Annotated in this window: 23 protein-coding genes; 9 read left to right on the forward strand and 14 right to left on the reverse strand. The window is 44.8% G+C overall.

Annotated features, from left to right (window positions below; translation table 11 throughout):
* Positions 1 to 21: 21 nt before the first annotated feature.
* The 3 genes from miaA to trxA all read left to right on the forward strand — a co-directional run bounded on the left by miaA (position 22) and on the right by trxA (position 1,708).
* Positions 22 to 987 (forward strand): tRNA (adenosine(37)-N6)-dimethylallyltransferase MiaA, encoded by a 966-nt coding sequence (miaA, locus tag K339_RS0100920; RefSeq protein WP_229598675.1) that lies wholly within the window; start codon positions 22 to 24, stop codon positions 985 to 987.
* Complete coding sequence (locus tag K339_RS0100925) at positions 988 to 1,197, forward strand: hypothetical protein (RefSeq protein ID WP_028521920.1); 210 nt, start codon at positions 988 to 990, stop codon at positions 1,195 to 1,197.
* Between the two features lie 163 nt (positions 1,198 to 1,360).
* The gene (trxA, locus tag K339_RS0100930; protein ID WP_028521921.1) at positions 1,361 to 1,708 is read left to right on the forward strand and encodes a thioredoxin; all 348 of its coding nucleotides are present in this window, start codon (positions 1,361 to 1,363) and stop codon (positions 1,706 to 1,708) included.
* A gap of 86 nt (positions 1,709 to 1,794) precedes the next feature.
* Here trxA and K339_RS0100935 read toward each other — a convergent pair whose 3' ends face one another.
* The 7 genes from K339_RS0100935 to trpS form a co-directional block, all read right to left on the reverse strand.
* Positions 1,795 to 2,361, reverse strand: a complete 567-nt coding sequence (locus K339_RS0100935; RefSeq protein WP_028521922.1) for a 50S ribosomal protein L25/general stress protein Ctc — start codon at positions 2,359 to 2,361, stop codon at positions 1,795 to 1,797.
* A gap of 90 nt (positions 2,362 to 2,451) precedes the next feature.
* Entirely contained in the window at positions 2,452 to 3,396 is a 945-nt protein-coding gene (locus tag K339_RS0100940) for a ribose-phosphate pyrophosphokinase (RefSeq protein WP_028521923.1), read from the reverse strand.
* 102 nt (positions 3,397 to 3,498) lie between these two features.
* A complete protein-coding gene (locus tag K339_RS0100945; RefSeq protein WP_037298790.1) occupies positions 3,499 to 3,999 on the reverse strand; it encodes a hypothetical protein in 501 nt (166 codons plus the stop codon).
* 131 nt (positions 4,000 to 4,130) lie between these two features.
* Positions 4,131 to 4,577, reverse strand: coding sequence for an SRPBCC domain-containing protein (locus tag K339_RS0100950; protein WP_028521925.1), 447 nt, complete (start codon positions 4,575 to 4,577; stop codon positions 4,131 to 4,133).
* Positions 4,578 to 4,658: 81 nt separating this feature from the next.
* Positions 4,659 to 5,240: a Crp/Fnr family transcriptional regulator gene (locus tag K339_RS0100955; RefSeq protein ID WP_028521926.1), complete on the reverse strand. Its 582-nt coding sequence runs from the start codon at positions 5,238 to 5,240 to the stop codon at positions 4,659 to 4,661.
* A gap of 27 nt (positions 5,241 to 5,267) precedes the next feature.
* Positions 5,268 to 5,849 carry a phosphatase PAP2 family protein gene (locus tag K339_RS0100960; protein WP_028521927.1) on the reverse strand — a complete coding sequence of 194 codons (582 nt, stop codon included), beginning with the start codon at positions 5,847 to 5,849 and terminating at the stop codon, positions 5,268 to 5,270.
* 201 nt (positions 5,850 to 6,050) lie between these two features.
* Entirely contained in the window at positions 6,051 to 7,028 is a 978-nt protein-coding gene (gene trpS / locus K339_RS0100965) for a tryptophan--tRNA ligase (RefSeq protein WP_028521928.1), read from the reverse strand.
* Between the two features lie 108 nt (positions 7,029 to 7,136).
* Here trpS and K339_RS0100970 point away from each other — a divergent pair, with 108 nt between their 5' ends.
* From K339_RS0100970 to K339_RS0100980, 3 genes are all read left to right on the forward strand, one after another.
* Positions 7,137 to 7,817: a DUF2461 domain-containing protein gene (locus tag K339_RS0100970; protein ID WP_028521929.1), complete on the forward strand. Its 681-nt coding sequence runs from the start codon at positions 7,137 to 7,139 to the stop codon at positions 7,815 to 7,817.
* A gap of 78 nt (positions 7,818 to 7,895) precedes the next feature.
* Positions 7,896 to 8,324 carry a retropepsin-like aspartic protease gene (locus K339_RS32265; protein WP_051397723.1) on the forward strand — a complete coding sequence of 143 codons (429 nt, stop codon included), beginning with the start codon at positions 7,896 to 7,898 and terminating at the stop codon, positions 8,322 to 8,324.
* Positions 8,325 to 8,334: 10 nt separating this feature from the next.
* Positions 8,335 to 9,150 (forward strand): metallophosphatase domain-containing protein, encoded by an 816-nt coding sequence (locus K339_RS0100980; protein ID WP_028521930.1) that lies wholly within the window; start codon positions 8,335 to 8,337, stop codon positions 9,148 to 9,150.
* On the opposite strand, the gene K339_RS0100985 is transcribed toward K339_RS0100980, so the two are convergent.
* Positions 9,086 to 9,592, reverse strand: a complete 507-nt coding sequence (locus K339_RS0100985) for an SRPBCC family protein (RefSeq protein ID WP_028521931.1) — start codon at positions 9,590 to 9,592, stop codon at positions 9,086 to 9,088. The two genes, K339_RS0100980 and K339_RS0100985, sit on opposite strands and share 65 nt — an antisense overlap.
* 725 nt (positions 9,593 to 10,317) lie before the next feature.
* Between K339_RS0100985 and K339_RS0101005 the strand changes: the two genes are divergently transcribed.
* Positions 10,318 to 11,571: a cation:proton antiporter gene (locus tag K339_RS0101005; RefSeq protein WP_028521933.1), complete on the forward strand. Its 1,254-nt coding sequence runs from the start codon at positions 10,318 to 10,320 to the stop codon at positions 11,569 to 11,571.
* Here K339_RS0101005 and K339_RS0101010 read toward each other — a convergent pair.
* From K339_RS0101010 to K339_RS0101035, 6 genes are all read right to left on the reverse strand, one after another.
* Entirely contained in the window at positions 11,568 to 12,584 is a 1,017-nt protein-coding gene (locus K339_RS0101010) for a zinc-binding alcohol dehydrogenase family protein (RefSeq protein WP_028521934.1), read from the reverse strand. The two genes, K339_RS0101005 and K339_RS0101010, sit on opposite strands and share 4 nt — an antisense overlap.
* A 112-nt stretch (positions 12,585 to 12,696) precedes the next feature.
* On the reverse strand, positions 12,697 to 14,031 hold the full coding sequence (locus tag K339_RS0101015) for a hypothetical protein (RefSeq protein ID WP_028521935.1): 1,335 nt from the start codon (positions 14,029 to 14,031) through the stop codon (positions 12,697 to 12,699).
* A gap of 141 nt (positions 14,032 to 14,172) precedes the next feature.
* Positions 14,173 to 15,030 carry a LytR/AlgR family response regulator transcription factor gene (locus K339_RS0101020; protein ID WP_028521936.1) on the reverse strand — a complete coding sequence of 286 codons (858 nt, stop codon included), beginning with the start codon at positions 15,028 to 15,030 and terminating at the stop codon, positions 14,173 to 14,175.
* Between the two features lie 59 nt (positions 15,031 to 15,089).
* Positions 15,090 to 15,842, reverse strand: a complete 753-nt coding sequence (locus K339_RS0101025; RefSeq protein ID WP_211243771.1) for a succinate dehydrogenase/fumarate reductase iron-sulfur subunit — start codon at positions 15,840 to 15,842, stop codon at positions 15,090 to 15,092.
* 103 nt (positions 15,843 to 15,945) lie between these two features.
* A complete protein-coding gene (locus tag K339_RS0101030) occupies positions 15,946 to 17,934 on the reverse strand; it encodes a fumarate reductase/succinate dehydrogenase flavoprotein subunit (RefSeq protein WP_028521938.1) in 1,989 nt (662 codons plus the stop codon).
* A gap of 112 nt (positions 17,935 to 18,046) precedes the next feature.
* Positions 18,047 to 18,832: a succinate dehydrogenase cytochrome b subunit gene (locus K339_RS0101035; RefSeq protein ID WP_028521939.1), complete on the reverse strand. Its 786-nt coding sequence runs from the start codon at positions 18,830 to 18,832 to the stop codon at positions 18,047 to 18,049.
* A gap of 315 nt (positions 18,833 to 19,147) precedes the next feature.
* Here K339_RS0101035 and K339_RS0101040 point away from each other — a divergent pair, with 315 nt between their 5' ends.
* A complete protein-coding gene (locus K339_RS0101040) occupies positions 19,148 to 22,009 on the forward strand; it encodes a T9SS C-terminal target domain-containing protein (RefSeq protein WP_028521940.1) in 2,862 nt (953 codons plus the stop codon).
* A gap of 177 nt (positions 22,010 to 22,186) precedes the next feature.
* Complete coding sequence (locus K339_RS0101045; protein WP_037298796.1) at positions 22,187 to 22,576, forward strand: thiol-disulfide oxidoreductase DCC family protein; 390 nt, start codon at positions 22,187 to 22,189, stop codon at positions 22,574 to 22,576.
* The last annotated feature ends 95 nt before the right edge of the window (positions 22,577 to 22,671 follow it).

A 22,671-nucleotide genomic window follows, 5' to 3' on the forward strand; every position in this document is an offset into this window, starting at 1 on the left:
GCTTTATATCGTCTTTAACTGGTGCTGAAAGAACCATGCTTTCAGCACCTTTTTTTATTCGTTTCTGTGGATAATTCTTCGTCTTTATTAGTCATTCTTGGCCCTACTGCCTGCGGAAAAACCCGCTTGGCTACGCAGCTTGCAGCCCAAGTCGAAGGAGAAATCATCAGCGCTGATTCGCGGCAAGTGTACCGAGGCATGAACCTAGGCACAGGCAAAGACTTAGACGAATATGTTGTTGATGGAAAAAACATCCCGTATCACCTCATCGACATCTGCGACGCAGGCGAAGCGTATCACGTACATCGTTTCCAAGTCGATTTTCAGGTTGTGTTTAGCAACATTCAGAACCGCCACCGCACGCCTATTTTATGCGGCGGGACGGGGCTGTACATCGAATCGGTCTTAAAGCAATACCAGTTTACGGGCATACCCGTCGATGAAGCGTTGCGTAGCCAACTTGAAACGCTGTCCGATGAAGCCCTTTTAACGCGTTTTAATACCACTTCCTCGGCTTATTCTGCCTTGGCAGACACATCTACCCGAAAACGGCTCGTGCGTGCCATAGAGATTGCTACGTACCTACAAACGCATTCGTTTGAAACGGCACCAGCCCCCCCGCTTAACTACCAAATTTTCGGGCTTGATTTACCCGTCGAAGAACGACGGACGCGCATTACCCGCCGCTTGCATCAGCGCCTTCAAGACGGAATGATTCACGAAGTACAAGCTCTACTTCAGCAAGGAGTTACGCCTGAACAACTCATTTATTATGGGTTAGAATACAAGTTTATTACGGAATACTTAACAGGCGTACTTGACTACGCAACGATGGTCGAACGGCTCAACGTTGCCATTCATCAGTTTGCCAAACGCCAAATGACCTTTTTCCGTAAAATGGAGCGCGACGGACTAACGATTCATTGGTTAGATGCCCTTGCCCCCCTCCCCCAACTTATCGAAGAAATACGCCGTTCTGTCTCTTGATTGCTTACGGTATCTCAGAAAGTGATTACGGCTTCTCAGAAAGTGATTACGGCTTCTCAGAAAGTGATTACGGCTTCTCTGAGAGTGATTACGGTTTCTCAAAACCGTAACAAAGGGTTTCTCAAAACCCACCATTTGCTTCGATTCATTTTACTCGTGGTGAAGGTTTCTCAAAACCTTCACGGTCCCCTTGAGTATTCCCAGTGTTGAAAGTTTCTCAAAACCGAAGCGTTTTCCCTCAAAAACAATCAATCAGAACGACGCGAAAGATTGCTGTGTTTACTTTGGAACTTTTACAAGGGGTCAAATGGTTTACTGATTAAATATTAAAACACATATTTATCGTACCGGCGACCCGGTCATTCTTACGAAAATGGGAAAGGCACTCGAAATCACGGATGCTAATTTTAGCGAAATAGTAGAAAATTCTGATAAGACCATCACATTGGTTGACTTTTGGGCAGAATGGTGTGGACCTTGCCGTTTGGTAGGCCCTGTGGTAGAAAAACTTGCAGGTGACTTCGACGGTAAAGCGACGATTGGTAAGGTTGACGTTGACTCAAACCCTGAGACAGCTGTTAAATTTGGAATTCGTAGTATTCCAACGTTGTTGTTTTTCCAAGACGGTAAAATGGTAGATCGCGTAGTAGGTGCAGTGCCAGAAGCAGCGTTGAAAGCTAAATTGAACTCTTTCTTTCCTGAAGCAGAACAATTGGCATAAGCAACCGCTTAGTCACTTTATAAAACTAAGAAAGCCCCGCAAATGCGGGGCTTTCTTAGTTTGTCTATTAGCAATTAAAAGAAGAATTAGCCCTTCATTTGACCACGAAGCGCGCGTGGGATTTCCACACCTGCGATTGGCAACGAAGTATTGTTCAAAATTTTGAACCCTTCTACTTTCAAATGACCTACTTTCACTGATTTACCTAAGTCAAGGTCAGCTACTGGCACATCCACATAATCAGGGATGTTATCTGCCATACCTTGAACTTTGATTTTATGGAGTTTTTGCACCAATTTACCCCCTTTAGACACACCTACTGCCGTTCCGATAAAACGAACAGGTACTTCTACTTTGATTTCTTTTCCTTCTTGAATCAACAAGAAGTCAGCGTGAAGAATAATGTCACTTACTGGGTGATATTGTACATCCTGCAAAATCGCATTGTAAATAGTTCCTTCGATGTTCAACGTTACGTTATACACATTTGGTGTAAAAAGCAAGTCGCGGAACAAATACATCGGAGCTGAGAAGTGAATTTGCTCTGCACCTCCGTACAATACGCATGGAACCATTGCTTCTAAACGCAACGTGCGAGCTTCTTGTTTGCCGAGATTCGCTCTTTTAAACCCTACAATCTCTGTACTTTTCATAATTAATTGGCCCCTAATCCCTAAGGGGAGTGTTTGAGTGAATCGTACCTTGGGATTAAAAGGTACGTGTTAAATAGCGTAAACTTGTGCCTACGCTGGATTTATAAATAATGAGCTAATAGATTCGTGGTCACGGATGCGGCCGATGGCTTTTGCAAAAAGCTCTGACACCGACAATACCTTGATTTTTTCGTTTTCTTCGCGCAACGGAATGGTATCCGTAACGATGAGTTCTTCCAATACCGACGTACGAATACGTGTATGCGCGTCACCTGACATCACAGGGTGAGTACAGATGGCCCGAACCGACTTAGCGCCTTTACTCATTACGAGTTCAGCAGCTTTGCACATGGTCCCGCCCGTATCAATCAAGTCGTCAATAAAGACAACGTTGGCATCTTTAACGTCCCCGATTACCTGCATCGACGCCACTTCATTGGCACGTTTACGGTACTTATCGCAAAGGATAATGTCGGCGTTAAAGAACTTCGCGAAGTTCCGCGCACGGGCCGCACCACCTACGTCGGGCGACGCGATGACAAGGTTTTCTAGCTCTAGGCTCTTAATGTAAGGGACAAACACACTGCTTCCCTCCAAGTGCACCATTGGTATATCAAAAAAACCTTGAATTGCTCCTGCGTGAAGGTCGAGCGTCATGATTTGCTCTGCGCCAGCTGCTGTCAGAAGGTTAGCAACCAACTTTGCCGCAATGGGTACGCGAGGTTTGTCTTTACGGTCTTGGCGTGCATAACCAAAGTACGGAATCACGGCCGTTACTTCGTGAGCCGACGCACGCTTGGCGGCGTCAATCATCAACAACAACTCCAAGAAGTTATCTGCCGAGCCAAACATAGACTGTACCAAATACACATCGCATCCGCGCAATGATTCTTCAAAACTTGGGGACAATTCGCCATCGCTAAAACGGCGTAAATTGTAACCACCTAAGTCGCGCCCGTAGTGGCGAGCGATCTTTTCGGCTAGGTACGTTGATTGTAAGCCAGAAAATATTTTGATTGGATTGAAAGAGGCCATGCCCTGTAGAAAATTTCCGCAAAGGTAGGGAGTTTTTTTAGAAAAGCCAATAGACCTTCCAAGTTTCGACAACGCCACATAACAAACTTGGAAGGCCTGAAGCTACTTAGTCGGTTTCATGCGGGCGAGCCTTGCTTTCACCGTCACGTTGGTTTTAGAACCTATTACAAACCACTTACGACGTGCAGCGAATTGCGGAAAAATAATCATGTCGTACCCTGGGTTTTTGCGCATAAGGTCAAACATCGCCATTTGCTCCACCCTCGATACATTGTTTAAGCCAATAATCCCATTGATGACAAAATTTACGGCTTCTACTTGGCTCGCAGCCACCCCCGTCACACTTCCATTAAGCTGCGGACTAAAAGGGTCATTGGGTAAACCTCCTGCCTGCCCAAACTCCCAATTTCCGCCAAAAAGGCGTTTCCAGTCAACCATCAATACTTTGGTTTGATTGGCTTCTCCGACCACTTGCTCCGACAGCTCTAAATCTTCGTGGTGAAGCCATAGCTGATAATTGGCTTCTCGCATTGAATTACGGCTTACGGTACAAGAGGATGCCATAGCGGCAAGCGCTACAAAAGTGATAATCGTTCTTTTCATGTCTGTCTGAAATGGTTTAAATAACGCTGTAAAAATGACTTTTGGCAAAAGTAACTATTTTTTTAAACCAACAAACACAAAAGACCTTCCAAGTTTTTACCTCGTTAGCATCTACACTTTGGAAGGTCTGACTATCTTTTCACGTCAAGCTGTTCAGCCCGACTTTTAAGGGCCTGATTCATTTTGACGAAGTTGTTTCGGGTATCGTTTCCAATTTGTTTTAAAATCAACGAACTAAGAATACCCGAGAAATTTTCTCCGTGAATAAGATTAACTTGGTTTTCAGAAATTTCTTCAATTTCAAAGTAATGATGGCCATCAAAAAGCCCTTTTACCCAAAGTGAACCTAGCCAACCAAAACTTCGATTGGGCGCTACCTCTACTACTTTGGGTTTAAATACAATGGTTTTATCTCCATTTTGAAGCGTATTTCTGAGTTTTGTACCCACTTTCAAGACACCCTCACTTTTTACAATAAATGGATTCCAAACGGCATAGGCATTGAGGTCGGCGAGGATGCTCCAAACCTTTTCTTTGGACGCATTGATGATGATTTCGGTTCTAATTTTGTGTTTCATGACCGCAACATTTAATGATGTTGCAAAAGTAGCTTGCCAACGCCTCCTCCTCCATTAACAATTGTAAAGAAATGCGTTCAGCTAACGTTTTTGTTGCGCAAGTCGGTTTCGGATGCGGCTCATCGACACGGGGGTCATGCCCAAGTACGAAGCAATAAGGTGATGAGGCACTCGGAGTAATAAATCGCCATTTTGTTCTACAAACTTTGCATAGCGTTCCTCAGGGCTATCGAGCAAAAAAGAAGACAAAATTTGTTGTGCATTGATAAAACGTTGCTCGGCAATTTTGCGGGTGAGCACATTAAATTTGGGCAGCGCTTCGTAGAGTTCGTTCATTTTGGGCTGGGTAATGACCAACAAATCAGCCTCTTCAAGTGCTTCCAACGACTGAATACTGGGCGCTTGTCGCAAAAAACTATCGTAACTACTGGCAAAGAGATTTTCTCGAAAAATAAAGGCCGTAATTTCATCGCCTTCGTTTTCGTAGAAAAGACGTAACATTCCTTTGTTGATAAAATACAGTTCGTTGGCTACTTGCCCTTGCCGCACAAGCGAAAATTTTCGAGGCACTTGTTTAAACACAAACGCATTCTCCAAAATTGCTTTTTCACGGTCGGTGAAAGTGACAAATTGGGCGACCAATTGATGCAAAGCGTCAAACATAGGAGGAGAAGATTTGCCTAAAATTAATTATTTTTTAGCAAATCGAAGAAGAATAAAACTGACGGTTTTCACAGCGATAAAGGCCGCGCCTACCCCAATAATTGCCCCAGCAATGATGTCTAATGGATAGTGAACCCCCACATAAATACGGCTGTAAGAAACTAACGCTGCCCACGGAAAAAACCAAAGGAGATACTTATTGGGTCGTTTGACGGCCGCGCTACACACCAACCACAAAGCCGCAGCAAGCCCAAAACTATTGGCCGCGTGCGACGACGCAAATCCGTAGGTTCCCCCGCAACCTTCGACAACCAAGTGGATTTTATCCTGCAAATAAGCAACATGACAGGGCCGCAACCGCTCCACCCACGGTTTTAACAGCGTAGAAGCGGTTTGATCGGCAATGATAATCGTCAAAATCAACGCGCCAATCATGCCCGCCGCTTGCTGTTTGTACTGCCATACCAACCAAATAATCAGCAAGGCATACATCGGAATCCAGGTATTTCGTTCCGTCACCCAATACATCAGCGTGTCAGCCCAAGGTGCATGAGCACCGTTGAGTGACAAAAAAATCTGCGTATCAAGCTGTTGAATCTCGTGGAGCATTTTTTTGGTTTACTGTTTGGGGTTTACTGTTTTTTGGGTTTGTATGAAGGGATACCCATAACCCGACCTCTTTCCGTTTACAGCTTGAGGTTTTTAGGTTTTTGATAGGGTGTTAGATACCTCCTTCGTCGGTATGACAAAACTTCGTCGGTATAGCAAAAACTGTAAACCTAAAAACCCGAAACAGGAAACCGTAACAAATTAAGAAAGCCCTATTTTCTCCCGTACTTCGGCTAGTTTTTTGGAGGCTATCGCACGCGCTTTTTCTTCTCCTTCTTGGAGTTTTTGTTCGAGTGCGGCGGGGTTTTCTTCGTAATAATACGTAAACATCTCGCGCTCTTTCGCAAAACGTGTTTTTAGGGCTTCAAAAAATGCTTGCTTGGCATGACCATAGCCATACCCACCTTTGAGGTAGTTTTCGCGCATGGTTGCAATATCGCTGTCACTGGCTATGAGCGAATATAATTTAAACGTAAGGTCCGTTTCTGGGTTTTTCGGTTCTTCAAGCGCTGTCGAATCCGACAAGATTTTCTTGGTTACTTTTTGTAGCTCTTTTTCTGATTGAAAAAGGTCAATATAATTTCCGTATGACTTGCTCATTTTTTGTCCGTCGATACCTGGAATGGTCATCAAACGTTCGTCGATTTTCCCCTCAGGAATCACAAAAGTATCGCCATAAGTACGGTTAAACGCCTCCGCCATGTCGCGGGTCATTTCGAGGTGCTGCTTTTGGTCTTTACCTACGGGGACGTAATTGGCGTCATAAAGCAAAATATCCGAGGCCATCAACACAGGATACACAAACAAGCCCGCGTTGACATCGGCCAAACGGTCGGCTTTGTCCTTGAACGAATGGGCATTGGCCAACATTGGATAAGGTGTCAAGCAAGACAAATACCACGTTAGCTCGGTATGGTAGGCCGATACCCGCGACTGACGATAAAACACCACTTTATCGGTATCAAGACCACACGCAAGCCAAGCTGCCGCCACGGCACGGGTGTTGTCTTGGAGCACTTTCGCATCTTTGATGGTCGTAAGCGAGTGCAAATCTGCAATAAACAAAAACGACTCGTTATCAGATTTTTCCGACAACTGAATCGCGGGCAAGATGGCGCCCAAAATGTTACCTAAGTGTGGTTTACCGCTACTCTGGATACCTGTTAATATTCGAGCCATTGTGTATTGTTTGTACTTGTGACGTTTTTCCCTTTTCCGCTGCCTTCTGGACAGACCTACGTTTGGGTGCAACAAAATTGCTATTTTTAGGCCAAAATACGAAATCTGATGTTGACACTATCTACCCTTGAGTTTCTTCAAGAACTAGCCGAAAACAATAACCGTGAGTGGTTTACTGAGCACCGCAAGCGCTACGATGCCGCCAAAAAAGAAATGGAGGCATTGGTAAAAGACCTTATCAAAGGCATTGGAGAATTTGAAAACCTTCCCAATACCGAGCCCAAAGATTGCCTGTTTCGTATCAACCGCGACATTCGTTTTTCCAAAAATAAAGCACCTTACAAAGAATGGCTTTCGGCGGCGGTTGGCCCAGGAGGTCGGCACTCGGGCCGCATTGATTTTTATGTACACATCCAGCCTGGAGAATCGTTTTTGGGCGCTGGAATGTGGAACCCTACTCCAAAACAACTGGCGAAGTTTCGGCAAGAGATTGATTTTAATCCAGAAGCTTTAAAAAGTATCATTGAAGCACCTGAGTTTAAAGCGTACTTCCCCGAAGCGTGGGGCGAAAGCCTACAACGGATGCCCAAAGGCTACCCTGAAAATCACCCTGACATCGCACTATTGAAGCGCAAACAGCTTTTTTTCATGCACAAATACACCGATGCCGAAGTCACTTCGCCCAACTTTGCCAAAGAGATAGTCAACGGTTGCCGCCTTATCAAACCTTATTGTGACTTCTTGAATTACTTGTTTTTTGAGGAAGAAGAAGAGAGCTTTGAACTGTAACCGCTAGCGATTCTAAGGACGTTTATTTATATTTAACCATCCATTTAGTGTTTTAGTATCTAAAATCATTGTTCTTGTATGGGATTGGTATATGCAGAGGTAGAACTTATCAACGCGGAAGATTTAGCTTTGGCCCGCAAGTTTTATATTGGCGAAGATGAAATAAAGCGCATGTATGTTACTGGTCTTGTGGATACTGGCAGCTATATGCTTTGTATCAATGAGTCAATTCAGGCCCAAATGCAATTTCCTGTCATGGAAAAACGAATTGGGCAAATGGCGAACGGCGACCGTATAGAATATGATGTTGTTAGCCAAGTTGAACTACGCTTTAAAAATAGACGTACTATTTGCAACGCCATGATTCTTCCTGGCGATAGTGAAGTACTCATTGGCGCCATTCCACTTGAAGACATGGACGTACTCATCCATCCATTGCGCCAAGAGCTAATTGTCAATCCAGAACATCCTTATTTTGCCCAAATGAAGTTAAAAGGAGTGAAATAAGGACATTCTCATGAAAATCGTCTGTATTTCTGACACGCACAATCTCCACCGAGCAACGGCTGTTCCCGATGGGGATATTCTTATTCACGCTGGCGATATTACAGTAGCAGGCGACGCACGTGAAGTAGCCGATTTCAATACTTGGTTAGGCACTCTGCCCCATAAACACAAAGTCGTGGTAGCTGGCAACCACGACTTTTGTTTTGAAAATTCACCTCAAAAAACAAAGGCATTATTGACAAACGCCCACTACCTTCAAGATAGTGGTGTCGAAATCGAAGGTTTGTTTATTTGGGGCTCACCTGTTTCTCCGCACTACCACGATTGGGCTTTTAATCGAAAACGCGGAAGTGAAATTCGTCGTCACTGGAAACTTATTCCACCTCATACCGACTTATTGATTACTCACTGCCCCCCTTTTGGTATCCTTGATACTTCCGACCGAGGTAGCCACGAAGGCTGTCGCGATTTGCTCGACGTCCTTCAACAACGGGTACGACCGCGTCTGCACGTTTTTGGACACATTCACGAAGCACACGGATACACGACCATTGGAACTACCCAGTACGTAAACGCTTCCATCGTAGGTCCCAAAGGCTGGACTCGAAGATTTTGGTTGCTCAATCAGCTCACCCAGCTTGGTATTCGGATCTTTCGATTGTTCCAATGGCTAAAAAACCTCTTTTGGAAAACTACTCCTGCACAACGTCACTCATCCACCCTATCCCAATTTCAATGGGAAGTAGCCCACGCTGCCATTGTTATTGAAACCGCGTCTCTAAGTACTGATCCAAATTTTCGAGCGCCATCGAAAAGCCTTCTTTAAAGCCCATCTCAACCACTTTTTCGAGGTCGCTTAGTGAATCGTACGAAATCGTAATCTCAACCAATGTCATGTTGTTGGTCGTAGCGGCAAAGGCATTGTTCCATAGAGAACGCGGAAAATCCTGCACAACCGTCCCGTGTTCATCACAAAAGGCATCGAGCCCTGAAAAGCTTTTTTTAGGGTCAATTTTCTGATAATCAGCTCGGCACCAGTGGATTTCATTTTCGGGTGAAATCATACAATAGTGCCAATAACCTCCTTCTGAAAAATTCATGCTTTTCGTCTGGGTACGGTATGGCTTCGGCGCCCACCAAAGGTCGAGCAGTTCGGGATTTGTCCATGCTTCCCATACCAAATCTACATCTGCGGCAAACTCGCGTTTTACGTGGATGGTGTTGTTTGCCTTGTTTACCGAAAAATCAAAGAGAAAGCGCGTGTTCATGGGTGTTTTTGTTTTTTTAAGGTTGATAATACTTCGTCTAATTGAGCAAATCGGCCTTTCCAAATCTTCCTGATTTGGCTGAGCCATTGGTCTATTTTATTCATGATTGCTAATAGTTTTCAAATAAAAAAGAAACCATTTGATTGCAAATATAATAAGCAATCAAATGGTTGCAAGTTTTTTCATGCTTTTTTTGTGAAACAAATGGGTTTCGTAAAGCAATAGCTTACATTTGGAAGAATATATTATTGTACTTTTTATATAGGACAAATCATCAAACAGCCCCAAAAAATAGCGTTTCTTTATGCGCCCAGCGTAGAAAGCATTATTGTTGGCTCAAGCCCTATCTTGGCAGTAATCTTGGTATTTGCGGAGAAGTACTTTTTTCGCAACTTGGCTATTTTAGTACAGTTTTGCCTAAAAAATCTCAATTTCTGCTCAAAATGTTTTGATTTTTCACAAAAAACTCGTATATTGTTCGTTTCAAGTAAAATACAACTGTATAAGCCATAAAGCATTTGTTTCTTTTTTAAGCTGTTTTTCAGCCAACTAGCAGCCGTCAAAACAGAAAGCACATACCGAGTTGGTCTCGGTTATGTGGACTTATACAAACTTGCTATTTCTATCACTATTCTAAGTCAACCATTACGCAGTTTTTGATTTTCAACCTAGGTTGACAGGTACTCTTTTACATTTTTTTAAACCATCCACCCCAAAGCACAGCTATGGAATTGTATTATTCGTTCTCGGTTCTCATTGTGTTAGCATCTGCTTTTGCTTACATCAATCTCCGTTTTCTAAAACTCCCTCCTACCATTGGTATCATGGTCATGGCCATTCTCGTATCCATTATCTTACGGTTCGCGGGGCATTGGCTTTTTCCAGTTACTACCCAAAAACTTCTCAAACTCCTCACAGAATTTGACTTTACGGGAGTTTTGATGGGGGCAATGCTCAATTTTCTGCTCTTTGCGGGAGCAATTCACGTCAACTTTGCTGATTTGAAAGAGCATCGCCTGCCGATTCTGACTTTTTCGACCATCAGCGTTATCATTTCTACCTTTATTATCGGGGGAATTTTGTACTATGGCCTTCCTTTGTTTGGCCTTGAGCTGCCGTTTTTGTATTGCTTGCTATTTGGCTCGCTGATTTCCCCTACCGACCCCATTGCCGTTTTGGGCATTCTCAAAAAAGCCAATGTTCCAAAATCGCTTGAAACCAAAATTGCGGGGGAGTCACTTTTCAATGATGGGGTCGCCGTCGTGTTGTTTGCCGTGATTTTGGAGTTGACGCAGGCCCCCACCATCGACATTTCGCTGGGGTCTATCAGTTGGCTACTAGCAAAGGAAGCATTAGGCGGCTTACTGCTTGGGGTGTTGCTCGGTTTTACGGCTTCTAAAGCCATCAAAGGCATCGACGATTACATCGTTTCGGTACTTATTACGTTATCAGTCGTGATGGGAGGCTACCTCATTGCGCAGGCTACCCACACGTCGGGGCCGCTTACGATGGTCGCGGCAGGGCTTATTATTGGAAATTACGGTAAAAAAGCCGCCATGAGCGACGAAACCAAAGACTATCTGACAAAATTTTGGGAGCTAAACGACGAAATTCTGAATGCGATTTTGTTCTTATTCATGGGTTTTGAGTTGTTACTCATTCCAGACCTGAAACTGAACACTTATTCCGTCGTTTCGGCAATTACCATTGTTGTCGTTCTTTTTGCCCGTTTTTTATCTATCTGGTTGCCGTCGCTCATTGTTCCTTTCAAACTCAACAAAGGCTCACTCACGATGCTTGTTTGGGGCGGACTTCGCGGCGGGGTTTCTATTGCCTTGGTGATTGCCATAGGCGATAACCCGTACAAAGATTTATTGTTACAAATGACCTACTTCGTGGTGGTCTTCTCTATTATTTTCCAGGGGCTGACTTTGGGAAAAATGTCAGGAAAAGTACTAAACCGAGTGGTGTCGAACTAAGCATATTTTATTACCCATTTCCCAATCGTTGTGCCCGACTCCAGCTGCGCGTGGGCTTGCTTGAGCGTTTCGGCCGATAATCCGTGAAGGGTGTGGGTATGCGTATGAAACAACACTCCTTCGTCGAGTAGCTGTGCCACACGATTAAGGATATGATGCTGTTCAATCATATCGTCGGTTTGGTAGGTCGAACGGGTGTACATAAACTCCCACGAAAAGCTCACACTCTTACTTTTGAGTTTATTCAACGCCACAGGGACCGCGCTGCCCGTAATAGAAGCAATGTGTCCTTGTGGCTTGATGAGCTCGGCCATGGCATCCCAATAGCCGTTGTTATCCACAAAATCAACGATAAAATCGACGAACTGAAACCCTGCGCCGCGTACTTCTTCTACCAAATTTCGGTGGTTAACGACCACATCTGCCCCCATTTTTTGGCACCATTCGATGGTTTCTGGGCGCGAGGCCGTGGCAATCACTTTCAATCCCAGTAGTTTTTTGGCGATTTGAATGGCAATCGACCCTACGCCTCCTGCTCCTCCAATGATAAGCAAGGTTTTGTTTTGATCGCGCTCGACCGAAAGCCGCATACGGTCGAAGAAAATTTCCCAAGCCGTCAGGACCGTCAAGGGCATAGCCGCCGCTGCTTCGTCGAACAACGTGGACGGTTGTTTTCCCACAATTCGCTCATCAATCAATTGGTATTCTGAATTACTTCCTGGCTTGGTAATGTCTCCTGCGTAATAAACTTTATCACCGACGTTAAACAAACTTACGTTTTCTCCTACCGCTTCTACCACTCCCGCCGCATCCCAACCAATGATTTTGGGCGTATCTAATACGGTACCTTTGGCGGAATTTTGTCGTATTTTAAAATCAACGGGATTGACCGAAATGGCGCTTATTTTTACCAATAATTCGTGGCCGCTGGGCTGGGGTTTGGCGGTTTCAAATTCAATAAAACTCTCCTCTTCCGAGATGGGCAACGATGTCTTGAATCCTACTGCTTTCATCTGTGTTTTGCTATTTTTTATCCCAAAAGCGTATAAGTAAAAAAAGCAGATAATCGTTCCTTCTTAAAAACCAAACATCTCGAAAGTTGGAAACTTTCGAGATGTTCTTTCGCTATTTCCACGCCTGTCTTCGTCCGACCATCCACACAAACTGAATAAAATTAAATTCCATTTGGTCAAACATCACTTTCTTTCCTTCGGCTTTGAGGTGGAGGTTAGGTGTATAGCGAAGGTTGGTACGCAACAACCACGTTTCGGAGCGGCTAATGCGAATATCCCAACCGAAAATCACGCCCAGGGCTACTTTTTTGGCTTCAAATGACTTAGAGACGCCATTGTCTGTATTGGTGAATCTCAAGTCTTCGTAGGCGAGTGTAGGGCCTACGTAAGGTACAAAACCATGGTAATCGCCCAAAAATTTGTAAGTTTCAAGGGTATATGAACGGCGTTCGTAATTGAGGTGTACGCCGTATCCGCTCATGCCGTAGCCCAATTTACGGTACGACACGCCCACGTTGGCATCCGCTTTGTGAAAGTAACGCCCCGCCGCAATGTCAGGAATCAAACTTCCTGGGCTTTCTTGCTTTAAAAATGGGTACTTATCTTTAATGTATTCTGATTTTGAGATTTCAAACGAGCTTGATGGACCAATTCCCACGTACCAGCAGTTCAAACGGTTACGTGTTTGTAATTTTTTTACGCCCATTTTCATATATTTTTCGCCGTATTTAGAAGCCAAACCGCCATTGGTATTAATCCAATAACTCAGGCCCACGTTGAACGACCAAGGCGATACTTCCAAAGCACCGTATTGGGTACGAGACAGTGGGTACTGAAAGGCCGTGTGACGTTGATAGTTGACACCCGCTTGAAACAAAAGTTTCTTGGTGGCATACACAACACCCGCTTGATACGGAAAGGTCGTCTTGGCCACCGACGGCACTGTGGTATAATTTTTATTAGGTTCGTTGGAGATTTGTGCAAAGCTAAATCCTTTGAAAGCAATTCCTACAAAAGGCCGTAGTTTACCTTCTTTGATAGCCCACGGGAAAAAACGTGCGCCAGTTTCAACACCTTCACTGTACGAAACGTTGGCCAATTCGGCAGGGATTTTTTTACCAAATTCAGCCACAGGAATGGAGACGTAGAAATCAGCATGTCCCCAAAAGTGCGTTCCACCCAATAAAATACGAGGTGAAGTAGTTCCCCCAAAATCAACCGATGACAGGCCGCTCGGGGTGAGATATTGTGTTGTTCCGCCTGTGGTCGTAAAAGCGTCTATGCCAAAGTAGGATTTGGCAAATGACGTCCGAACTTTTAAGCGTTCTACCGTTGTGTCTTTTTCGGCGGTTTGCGCTTGAACCGAGAAGGAATGAAGTACCGAACAAGCGGCAATAGTAAAAATGGTTCTTTTGAAAATGGCTGTTAGGTTCAATAAAGCTTCCATAAAAAAACGTGTTTGTGTTTTGACTGACACAAACGTAGAGGGTTAAAAATAGCTGTCCAAAAAAAAGGGATGTTTACCCAGGTTTTGGGACGAATGACCCGTTTTGGGGCTTTTATCGCCTATTTTGGGATGAATGACAAGCTATTTTTTGAAATAAGTAGCAATCAAATCGGTATAACGACGAGCTACAGGAAGCGGATATTCGACGTTTTTAAGTTGTAATTTATAGCCTTGCGCATTCCCAGTGATTTTGGCGACTTGCTTTAGATTAATAATAAATGAGCGATGACACCGTACAATATCGACATGCTGAATCTGCTCTTCCAAGCGACTGAGGCTACTCCGAATGAGCATTTTTTGCAGGTTATTTTCTTTTAAAAATACCACCTCCGAGTAGTTGCTCGCCGATTCAATAAACAATAGCTCCTCGGGCGTAAGGCTAAATGTATCTTTGAGATTTTCGGCAATGAGCGTGATTGTTGCTAAAGCCGTAGGTTCGGGTTCTTCTTCTTTAACGGTTTTAATCACGAGTTTGTCGGTCGCATATTTGCGCTGCAAGCGAGTGTAATCAAGTAATGTAATGATGGTTGTAGGAATAATGCCGATAGCTACGGTAATACCTATCCAAGCAAATAACTCTTTGATTCGGAATGAGCCACCGACAAAACTTTGACTGTAAAGCCAGTTTCCTACAGAAATAATAACTAAGATTAATAAGACCCCCAGAATTTCTTTCCCGACCGTCCAGTTTGCTTCCGAATACCAACGTTTGAACAAAAGCGGCATGGTTAGGCTAATGCCCGACAGGCACAAAAAAGTCACCAGCCCATAGCCTGCTAGGATCAGGTTTTTGTGGGGATGCTGCCAATAAGATGCTCCAAAAGGCTGGAAAATAATCAAGAATAGTGCGATAAAAAGCCCTGCTCCTGCCGAAACCAATAACCAATAGCGAGAAAATAGCGCGTTGTGCGGATAGGGTTGCAAAAGTAATGAAGTCATAAGATACAGAAAAAAAGCCACTCCGAAGAATGGCTTTTTTATAAAAAATCAATAAAATCTTATACGCCTTGTGACGTCAATTTAGCGCCTAAGTATTCGCGGTTGAGACGAGCGATGTGCTCCAAAGAAATTTCTTTAGGGCATTCAGCCGAACACGCACCTGTATTGGTACACGAGCCAAAGCCTTCTTCGTCCATTTGCGCTACCATACGCTCTACGCGCATTTTGCGCTCTGGCTGGCCTTGTGGCAACAACGCAAATTGGGATACTTTGGCCGATACGAATAGCATTGCGGAAGCATTTTGGCAAGCCGCCACGCAAGCGCCACAGCCGATACACGCCGCTGCTGCAAATGCTTCGTCGGCGTCTTCTTTGGCAATTGGAATGCTGTTGGCGTCCTGTGCATTACCCGTGTTGACCGACACAAACCCACCTGCCGCTTGAATGCGGTCAAAAGCGTTACGATCTACCACCAAGTCTTTGATGACAGGGAACGCCTTAGCACGCCAAGGCTCTACCACGATGGTGTCACCGTCGCTGAAGCTACGCATGTGCAACTGGCAAGTAGTGATTCCACCTTTCGGGCCGTGTGGACGGCCGTTGATGTACATGCTGCACATCCCACAAATACCTTCGCGGCAATCGTGGTCGAAAGCAATAGGTTCTTTACCTTCACCGATGAGTTGCTCGTTCAACACGTCGAACATCTCCAAGAATGACATATCGGGCGAAATACCAGCAACTTGGTAAGTTTCGATTTTCCCTTCTGTTTTTTTATTTTTTTGTCTCCACACCTTCAAGGTGAGATTCATATTTCCTGCTGACATTTTGTTTTGAAGTTTTTTTTGTCACGCTGTAAGGGTCTATAAACATCGAAATATGGTTTTTAGACCCTTACAGCGTGATAAAAGGTGATTACTTATAAGAACGTTGGGCAATCTTAATGTTTTCGTACACCAAATCCTCTTTGTGGAGTTCCCATTGGCTTTCGCCTGCATGTTCCCACGCCGCTACGTACATGTAGTTTTCGTCATCGCGAAGTGCCTCACCTTCTTCAGTTTGGTACTCTTCACGGAAGTGACCACCACACGATTCGTTGCGATTGAGGGCGTCGCGGCACATCAACTCACCCAATTCGATAAAGTCGGCCACGCGGCCAGCTTTGTCTAGTTCAGGGTTAAATTCATCGGCATCACCCATCACGCGCACATCAGACCAAAATTCCTTTTTCAATGCTTGGATTTCTGAGATAGCCTCTTTCAAACCAGCTTCGTTACGTGCCATACCGCACTTATCCCACATTATTTTCCCTAAACGCTTGTGGAATGCTTCTGGCGACGTTTTTCCTTGAATAGAAACAAGTTTCGTAATACGGTCTTTTACTTGTTTTTCAGCTTCCACAAACGCAGGGTGGTCAGTAGAAATCGCGTTGGTACGGATTTCGTTGGCCAAATAAGCCCCGATTGTGTAAGGAATAACGAAGTATCCATCGGCCAAACCTTGCATCAAGGCACTTGCACCGAGGCGGTTGGCACCGTGGTCAGAGAAGTTAGCTTCTCCCAACGCGTACAAACCTGGTACAGTTGTCATCAAATTATAGTCAACCCAAAGCCCACCCATGGTATAGTGAACCGCAGGGTAAATACGCATTGGCACTTCGTACGGATCCTCGCCTGTGATTTGTTTGTACATATCAAACAAGTTTCCGTATTTCTCTTTTACCACTGCCTTTCCTAATTCAGTGATTTTTTCAGCAGAAGCATCGTGGAGGTTCAATTTGTTTACTTCTCCTTTTCCGTAGCGCTGAATCGCCGCCGAATAGTCGAGATAAACCGCCATTTTCGACGTTCCTACGCCATAGCCAGCATCGCAACGCTCCTTGGCGGCACGCGAGGCAATGTCACGAGGTACGAGGTTACCAAAAGCAGGATAACGACGCTCCAAATAATAGTCGCGCTCGTCTTCTGGAATTTGGTCCGCAGGGCGGGTATCATTTTTCTTTTTAGGCACCCAAATACGACCATCGTTACGCAACGACTCTGACATCAACGTCAGTTTCGACTGGTGGTCGCCCGAAACAGGAATACAAGTTGGGTGGATTTGCGTAAAGCATGGGTTTCCGAAGAAAGCTCCTTTTTTGTGTGCTTTCCAAGCGGCGGTTACGTTAGAACCCATCGCGTTGGTTGAAAGGTAAAATACGTTTCCGTAGCCACCTGTACAAAGCAACACCGCATGACCGAAATGACGCTCTACTTCACCCGTTACGAGGTTACGAGCAATGATTCCACGGCATTTGCCATCAATCACTACTACGTCGAGCATTTCGTGACGCGAGTACATTTTTACCGTTCCCAATCCTACTTGGCGTTGAAGGCCCGAATAAGCCCCCAAAAGAAGCTGTTGGCCTGTTTGTCCTGCGGCGTAGAAAGTACGTTGTACTTGGGTACCACCAAACGAACGGTTTGACAACAAGCCACCGTACTCACGGGCAAAAGGTACACCTTGCGCTACGCATTGATCAATAATTGAAGCTGATACCTGCGCCAAGCGATAAACGTTTCCTTCGCGAGCGCGGTAGTCACCTCCTTTGATGGTATCATAAAACAAACGATAGGTAGAGTCCCCGTCGTTTTGGTAGTTTTTAGCAGCATTGATTCCCCCTTGGGCAGCGATTGAGTGCGCACGGCGGGCAGAATCTTGAAAACAAAAAGCTTTCACAGAATATCCTAGTTCGGCCAACGTCGCAGCAGCTGACGCTCCTGCCAAACCAGTTCCTACAACGATAATTTCTAGTTTCCGCTTGTTGGCGGGGTTGACGAGCGCTACCGTAGAGCGGTACTTTGTCCACTTACTTTCAAGCAGCCCATCGGGGATTTTGGCGTCCAATTTTGGTGATGTTGCCATATTTTCTAATTTGGAAATTGAGAAATTCGGTAATTTGAAAATGAGTTAATTGCGAGAACTTGATTGTGCTTCATTAGCACATTTTCAAATTCTCAAATGGGCACATTCATCATTACATGCTTTTGAAAAAGAAGTACAAAGGCATCAAAGCAAAACCAATTGGAATGAGGATACCAAATACCCCAACGCCCAAGAAATTGAGCAAAGGGTTGTACTTAGAGTGATTGATTCCCAACGTTTGGAAAGCACTCTTAAAGCCATGCACCAAGTGAAACGACACAGCAAACATAGAAAGCACGTAGAAAAGTACTAAAATTGGATTTTTGAACCCTTCCATTACACTACGGTACAAATCTTTCACGATTACCACGCGTGTTTGGTTTTCTTCACGTACAAATTCCTCCATTTTGCCTTTGATTTCACCTTCGAAAGGAGTTGCTACGACTTCACCAGTGACGAGGTTCTGCTCATACTGCGTGTAAGGCACGTATCCAAACTTGTATTCAAACCAGAAGTTTGACATGTGAACGACGATAAACACAAGCAAAATAGTACCAAGCAGCGCCATACTACGCGAAAACCACGAGCTATTTGCTTTTCCGTTGTAAACCACATAGCGCTGATTCCCACGCGCTTGGCGGTTTTGTTTTGCCAAATACAAACCTTCAAAGGCGTGCAACAAAATAAGTGCGTACAAACCGTACGAAACCGTTTTGATGAGGGGGTTGGTTGTCATAAAAACGGCATAGACATTGAAGGCCAAGCCGTCGTCATGTTTAAACAACTGTAAATTTCCACTCATGTGAACAATCAAAAAAGAGCATAAAAACAAGCCAGAAAGGGCCATTACCAACTTTTTTCCAATTGAGCTTGATAGTGTTTGAGTAACCCAAGACATATCTAAGTTTTTTAAATTAAAACGATGATTATTACTATTTTCAGCGGTCAAAAGTAGGTCTCAATTAATTTAGAAACAATCTAAAATTAAACTTTTTTTGCTAATTAGCAATAGTCATTTAAAGCACAAATTTGTAACTGAGTGTGTCATTTTTTTGTTTTAGCATCAAGCACAAAAAATACGTCTCTAAAAAAGAAAGCGGTGGAAAAAGCAATAAAATTTACACCATTTTCCTGAAATATTCGTTTTAAAAATACTATTTGCAGACCACTAGCTGCAATCGACACTGTACCCAATCATACCCCATAGTTACCCATGAGGAATTTGACACTACGTATTCTACTTCTTTGGTTGTGCATTTGTAGTGCATACTATTCTTATGCCACGCACGTTCGCGCGGGCGAGATTACGGCAAGTCGCATCTCCGACCGAGACCTTACTTATAGGCTAACCCTCACGACCTACCATGATGAAATTGGGGGACGAATGGCCAGCGAAGGCCAAAACGACGTGACGTTTTGTATTCGTCCTTTCAACGGAGGGGCAGGAACCACATTACTGGTTGAACGGACTGGACGAGCGCCCATCAACGTAGCAACTACGATAAACACTTTCAGTAAGCCGTTTACGTTTTCGTCGCCTGGGGTATATGTCATTTCGGTGGGTATCGAAAACCGCAACGATGGCGTAGTTAATATGTCTAACTCTGTCAATACGCCTTTTTATGTCGAAACAGTATTGGTCATCAATGCATCGCTCGGACTCAACCGAACGCCCGTCATGCTCAACCCTCCTTTGGATTCAGCACGTACTGGCCAAAAATTCTGCCATAACCCTGCGGCTTTTGATGCTGATGGCGATAGCCTTTCTTATCGTCTTTCTATTCCAAAACAAGGAACTCCTGGAACCTGTATCAACCGCAACGTCAATGGCTACCGTGACCCTGCTTTGGGGGTAGATCCTGATGCAAAAAACGAATTACAAAATGCCCCTGCTACCTTCACCATCGACCCCATTACGGGAGATTTGTGCTGGGATGCTCCTGCTAGGACAGGTATTTATAACGTTGCTTTTATTATTGAAGAATGGCGCGACGGCGTCAAAATCGGTGAGGTAGTCCGAGATATGCAAATTGTAGTAGCCGATGGCCCCAACCGAAGGCCACTGCTCGACCCCATTGCGAATGTGTGTGTAGAAGCAGGGCAAGTCGCCTCGCAAACAGCCCGTGCTACCGACCCCGACAATAATCGCCTGATATTTTCGGCATACGGAGGAGTTTTCAACTTAGACCCCCAAGGAAAACCTATTAGCCCTCCTTTGATTGCGACCGACTATGCCACATTTACCCCATCGGTGAGCCAATCGCAAGCCTCTCCTGCCGTAGGAACGTTTCGTTGGCTGACCAACTGTAGCCACGTTCGCGAAGCACCTTACGATGTCGTTATCAAAGTTGAAGATTTACCTGGACGTAATCAGATTCAATTGGCTTCGCTCGAATCGTTTGCTATTCGGGTTGTTGCACCCAGACCTTCTGGCCTTACAGCCACCCCATCCACGGGCGCAGCCGCAGGCTTTACGCTTACTTGGACTTCCTATCGTTGTCAGCTCCCTGGAGCTCAAATGGTCATTTATCGAAAAGAAGGTTGTTCGGGAGGAACATTCAGCGGATGTACCAACCCAGGTGACCCACTTGCTTTGGGCTATACTGAGGTGGGCCGAGTTCCTGTCAATGCTACTACTTTTACTGATGACAACAACGGTCTTGGTTTAAGAAGGGGTGGTGTTCAATACAGCTATCGTATTCGGGTAGCCTACGCACTTCCACAGGGCGGGTTCAGCCCCCTTTCGGACGAAACTTGCCTAGACTTACCCGCGCAAACACCTGTGCTCACCAACGTAACCGTGGATACAACCAGCACAAACCGAGGTGTTATTACGGTAAAATGGACTCGTCCGCCGTTTAAAGCAAGCGATGTCCCTGGCCCTTATCAATATCGCTTGTCGAGAGCAACAGGCTTGAATGGCACCGACTTTACCCTCATTGCGACTATCAATAGTAACTTAGACGCTACGGTTGACACCATTTATGTCGATCGTAACCTCAATACAGTTCAAAATGGATACCGCTACCGCTTGGAGTTTTTCCATACCCTCAACGGTACGCTCACGAGTCTCGGCGTTACGGAGGCTGCCAGCAGCGTTCGTTTATCCGTTGCTCCTGCCAACCAAGGTTTACGCCTCAACTGGCAAGCAGTAGTGCCTTGGCGCAACGAAAACCAACGTCACCGCGTGTATCGGGAAGTTAGAAATCGCCCAGGTACGTTCAACCTCATCGCGGAAGTGTCAGTGCAAAGTGCAAGCACCTTTACTTACACCGACGATGGCACCGACCGTTTTACGGCAGATGGCACACACACCATCAAACTCTCGACCGACTCTACCTATTGTTATCGCGTCGAGACGGTAGGCACTTACGATAGCCCTCGCATTAGAGTAGGGCAACTGTATAATTTCTCGCAAATTGTGTGTGCCGCTCCCGCCGACAGCACCAAACCTTGCCCACCTGTTTTGACCATTGATGCCCTCAATTGCGATAACCCTACAGGACTTGAATGTGCCTCTTCGGTAGTCAACAATACCCTCAACTGGACTTACCCAGTCAGCAACGCTAACAACCAAGAATGTGCACCTGCGGTTAGCTACAATGTTTATTTTACCCGTTATCCAGAAGACCCTTTTACAAAAATAGGACAAACTACTGCCCCAACAACCACTTTCCGACATACAGGGCTAGACTCCTACGCGGGCTGTTATTACGTGACGGCAGTCAGTCGTTTTGGTACCGAAAGTGCTAAGAGCAATACCGTTTGTAACGACAACTGTACATCACTAAGACTGCCAAACGTGTTTACGCCTAATGGCGACGGCAAAAACGACCTGTTTACTCCGCTTTCTTGTACGGCGTTCATCGAAACCATGACGTTTGTTGTATATAATCGTTGGGGAACGAAGATATTTGAAAGTAACAATCCAAATATCAATTGGGATGGCAAAACGTCGGATGGCCAAGACTTGCCTTCAGGAACCTATTACTACCAAGTAACAGTTACCTTCAAAACCTTACAAAAAACCAGCGAACCCCTCACTTTAAAAGGATGGATTCAGTTGATTAAATAGAAGCCTCGGTAGAGGCACAACATTTGTAGTAGCAGAAGGATATTTTTTGATTTTTGCTTCGGCGAAGCGTAACAAAGCAATAGGTTATGCTTCGCCGAAGCTACTTAAATAAGATGATGACGAAACCAAAGCTTTCAATTCGACACTCGTCATTCCCCCATTCGACACTCTTTTCCAATGGATATTATTTTCTTTGACGGAGTATGCAATTTTTGCAATGCAAGTGTCAATTTTATCATTGACCATGATTCGACACGTCGTTATCGTTTCGCATCACTTCAGTCCGAATTAGGGCAGAAAACGCTTCAAGAAAACGGTTATTCAACCGTTGAGCTAAACACTATCCTTCTGCTCCGCAGCGGAAAACTCTACCAGAAGTCAACAGCAGCCTTAGAAATTGCCCGTTACCTTACAGGCTGGTCATGGTTATATGGCTTTATTCTTCTTCCCCGCTTTATTCGAGACGCTTTCTATGGGCTTGTTGCCCGTAACCGCTACCAAATTTTTGGAAAATCAGAAAGTTGCCGCATTCCTACTCCCGAAGAACGCTCCTTGTTTATTGTTTGATAGTTTGGGGCAAGCCTTGTATGTTTGCACTCGCATTGCCCCATTCAACGATCAAACTAAACTCCCTCTTGGGGGCGGAGGGCTTCTAAAAATCA

It is taken from the genome of Runella limosa DSM 17973 (assembly GCF_000482465.1).
Classification (GTDB): Bacteria; Bacteroidota; Bacteroidia; order Cytophagales; family Spirosomataceae; genus Runella; species Runella limosa.

Excerpts from the sequence above, each read along its gene's own strand:
- trxA (WP_028521921.1), top strand. The coding sequence starts at position 1,361 with ATGGGAAAGGCACTCGAAATCACGGATGCTAATTTTAGCGAAATAGTA.
- K339_RS0100935 (WP_028521922.1), bottom strand. The coding sequence starts at position 2,361 with ATGAAAAGTACAGAGATTGTAGGGTTTAAAAGAGCGAATCTCGGCAAA.
- K339_RS0100940 (WP_028521923.1), bottom strand. The coding sequence starts at position 3,396 with ATGGCCTCTTTCAATCCAATCAAAATATTTTCTGGCTTACAATCAACG.
- K339_RS0100945 (WP_037298790.1), bottom strand. The coding sequence starts at position 3,999 with ATGAAAAGAACGATTATCACTTTTGTAGCGCTTGCCGCTATGGCATCC.
- K339_RS0100950 (WP_028521925.1), bottom strand. The coding sequence starts at position 4,577 with ATGAAACACAAAATTAGAACCGAAATCATCATCAATGCGTCCAAAGAA.
- K339_RS0100955 (WP_028521926.1), bottom strand. The coding sequence starts at position 5,240 with ATGTTTGACGCTTTGCATCAATTGGTCGCCCAATTTGTCACTTTCACC.
- K339_RS0100960 (WP_028521927.1), bottom strand. The coding sequence starts at position 5,849 with ATGCTCCACGAGATTCAACAGCTTGATACGCAGATTTTTTTGTCACTC.
- trpS (WP_028521928.1), bottom strand. The coding sequence starts at position 7,028 with ATGGCTCGAATATTAACAGGTATCCAGAGTAGCGGTAAACCACACTTA.
- K339_RS0100970 (WP_028521929.1), top strand. The coding sequence starts at position 7,137 with ATGTTGACACTATCTACCCTTGAGTTTCTTCAAGAACTAGCCGAAAAC.
- K339_RS32265 (WP_051397723.1), top strand. The coding sequence starts at position 7,896 with ATGGGATTGGTATATGCAGAGGTAGAACTTATCAACGCGGAAGATTTA.
- K339_RS0100980 (WP_028521930.1), top strand. The coding sequence starts at position 8,335 with ATGAAAATCGTCTGTATTTCTGACACGCACAATCTCCACCGAGCAACG.
- K339_RS0100985 (WP_028521931.1), bottom strand. The coding sequence starts at position 9,592 with ATGAACACGCGCTTTCTCTTTGATTTTTCGGTAAACAAGGCAAACAAC.
- K339_RS0101005 (WP_028521933.1), top strand. The coding sequence starts at position 10,318 with ATGGAATTGTATTATTCGTTCTCGGTTCTCATTGTGTTAGCATCTGCT.
- K339_RS0101010 (WP_028521934.1), bottom strand. The coding sequence starts at position 12,584 with ATGAAAGCAGTAGGATTCAAGACATCGTTGCCCATCTCGGAAGAGGAG.
- K339_RS0101015 (WP_028521935.1), bottom strand. The coding sequence starts at position 14,031 with ATGGAAGCTTTATTGAACCTAACAGCCATTTTCAAAAGAACCATTTTT.
- K339_RS0101020 (WP_028521936.1), bottom strand. The coding sequence starts at position 15,030 with ATGACTTCATTACTTTTGCAACCCTATCCGCACAACGCGCTATTTTCT.
- K339_RS0101025 (WP_211243771.1), bottom strand. The coding sequence starts at position 15,842 with ATGAATCTCACCTTGAAGGTGTGGAGACAAAAAAATAAAAAAACAGAA.
- K339_RS0101030 (WP_028521938.1), bottom strand. The coding sequence starts at position 17,934 with ATGGCAACATCACCAAAATTGGACGCCAAAATCCCCGATGGGCTGCTT.
- K339_RS0101035 (WP_028521939.1), bottom strand. The coding sequence starts at position 18,832 with ATGTCTTGGGTTACTCAAACACTATCAAGCTCAATTGGAAAAAAGTTG.
- K339_RS0101040 (WP_028521940.1), top strand. The coding sequence starts at position 19,148 with ATGAGGAATTTGACACTACGTATTCTACTTCTTTGGTTGTGCATTTGT.
- K339_RS0101045 (WP_037298796.1), top strand. The coding sequence starts at position 22,187 with ATGGATATTATTTTCTTTGACGGAGTATGCAATTTTTGCAATGCAAGT.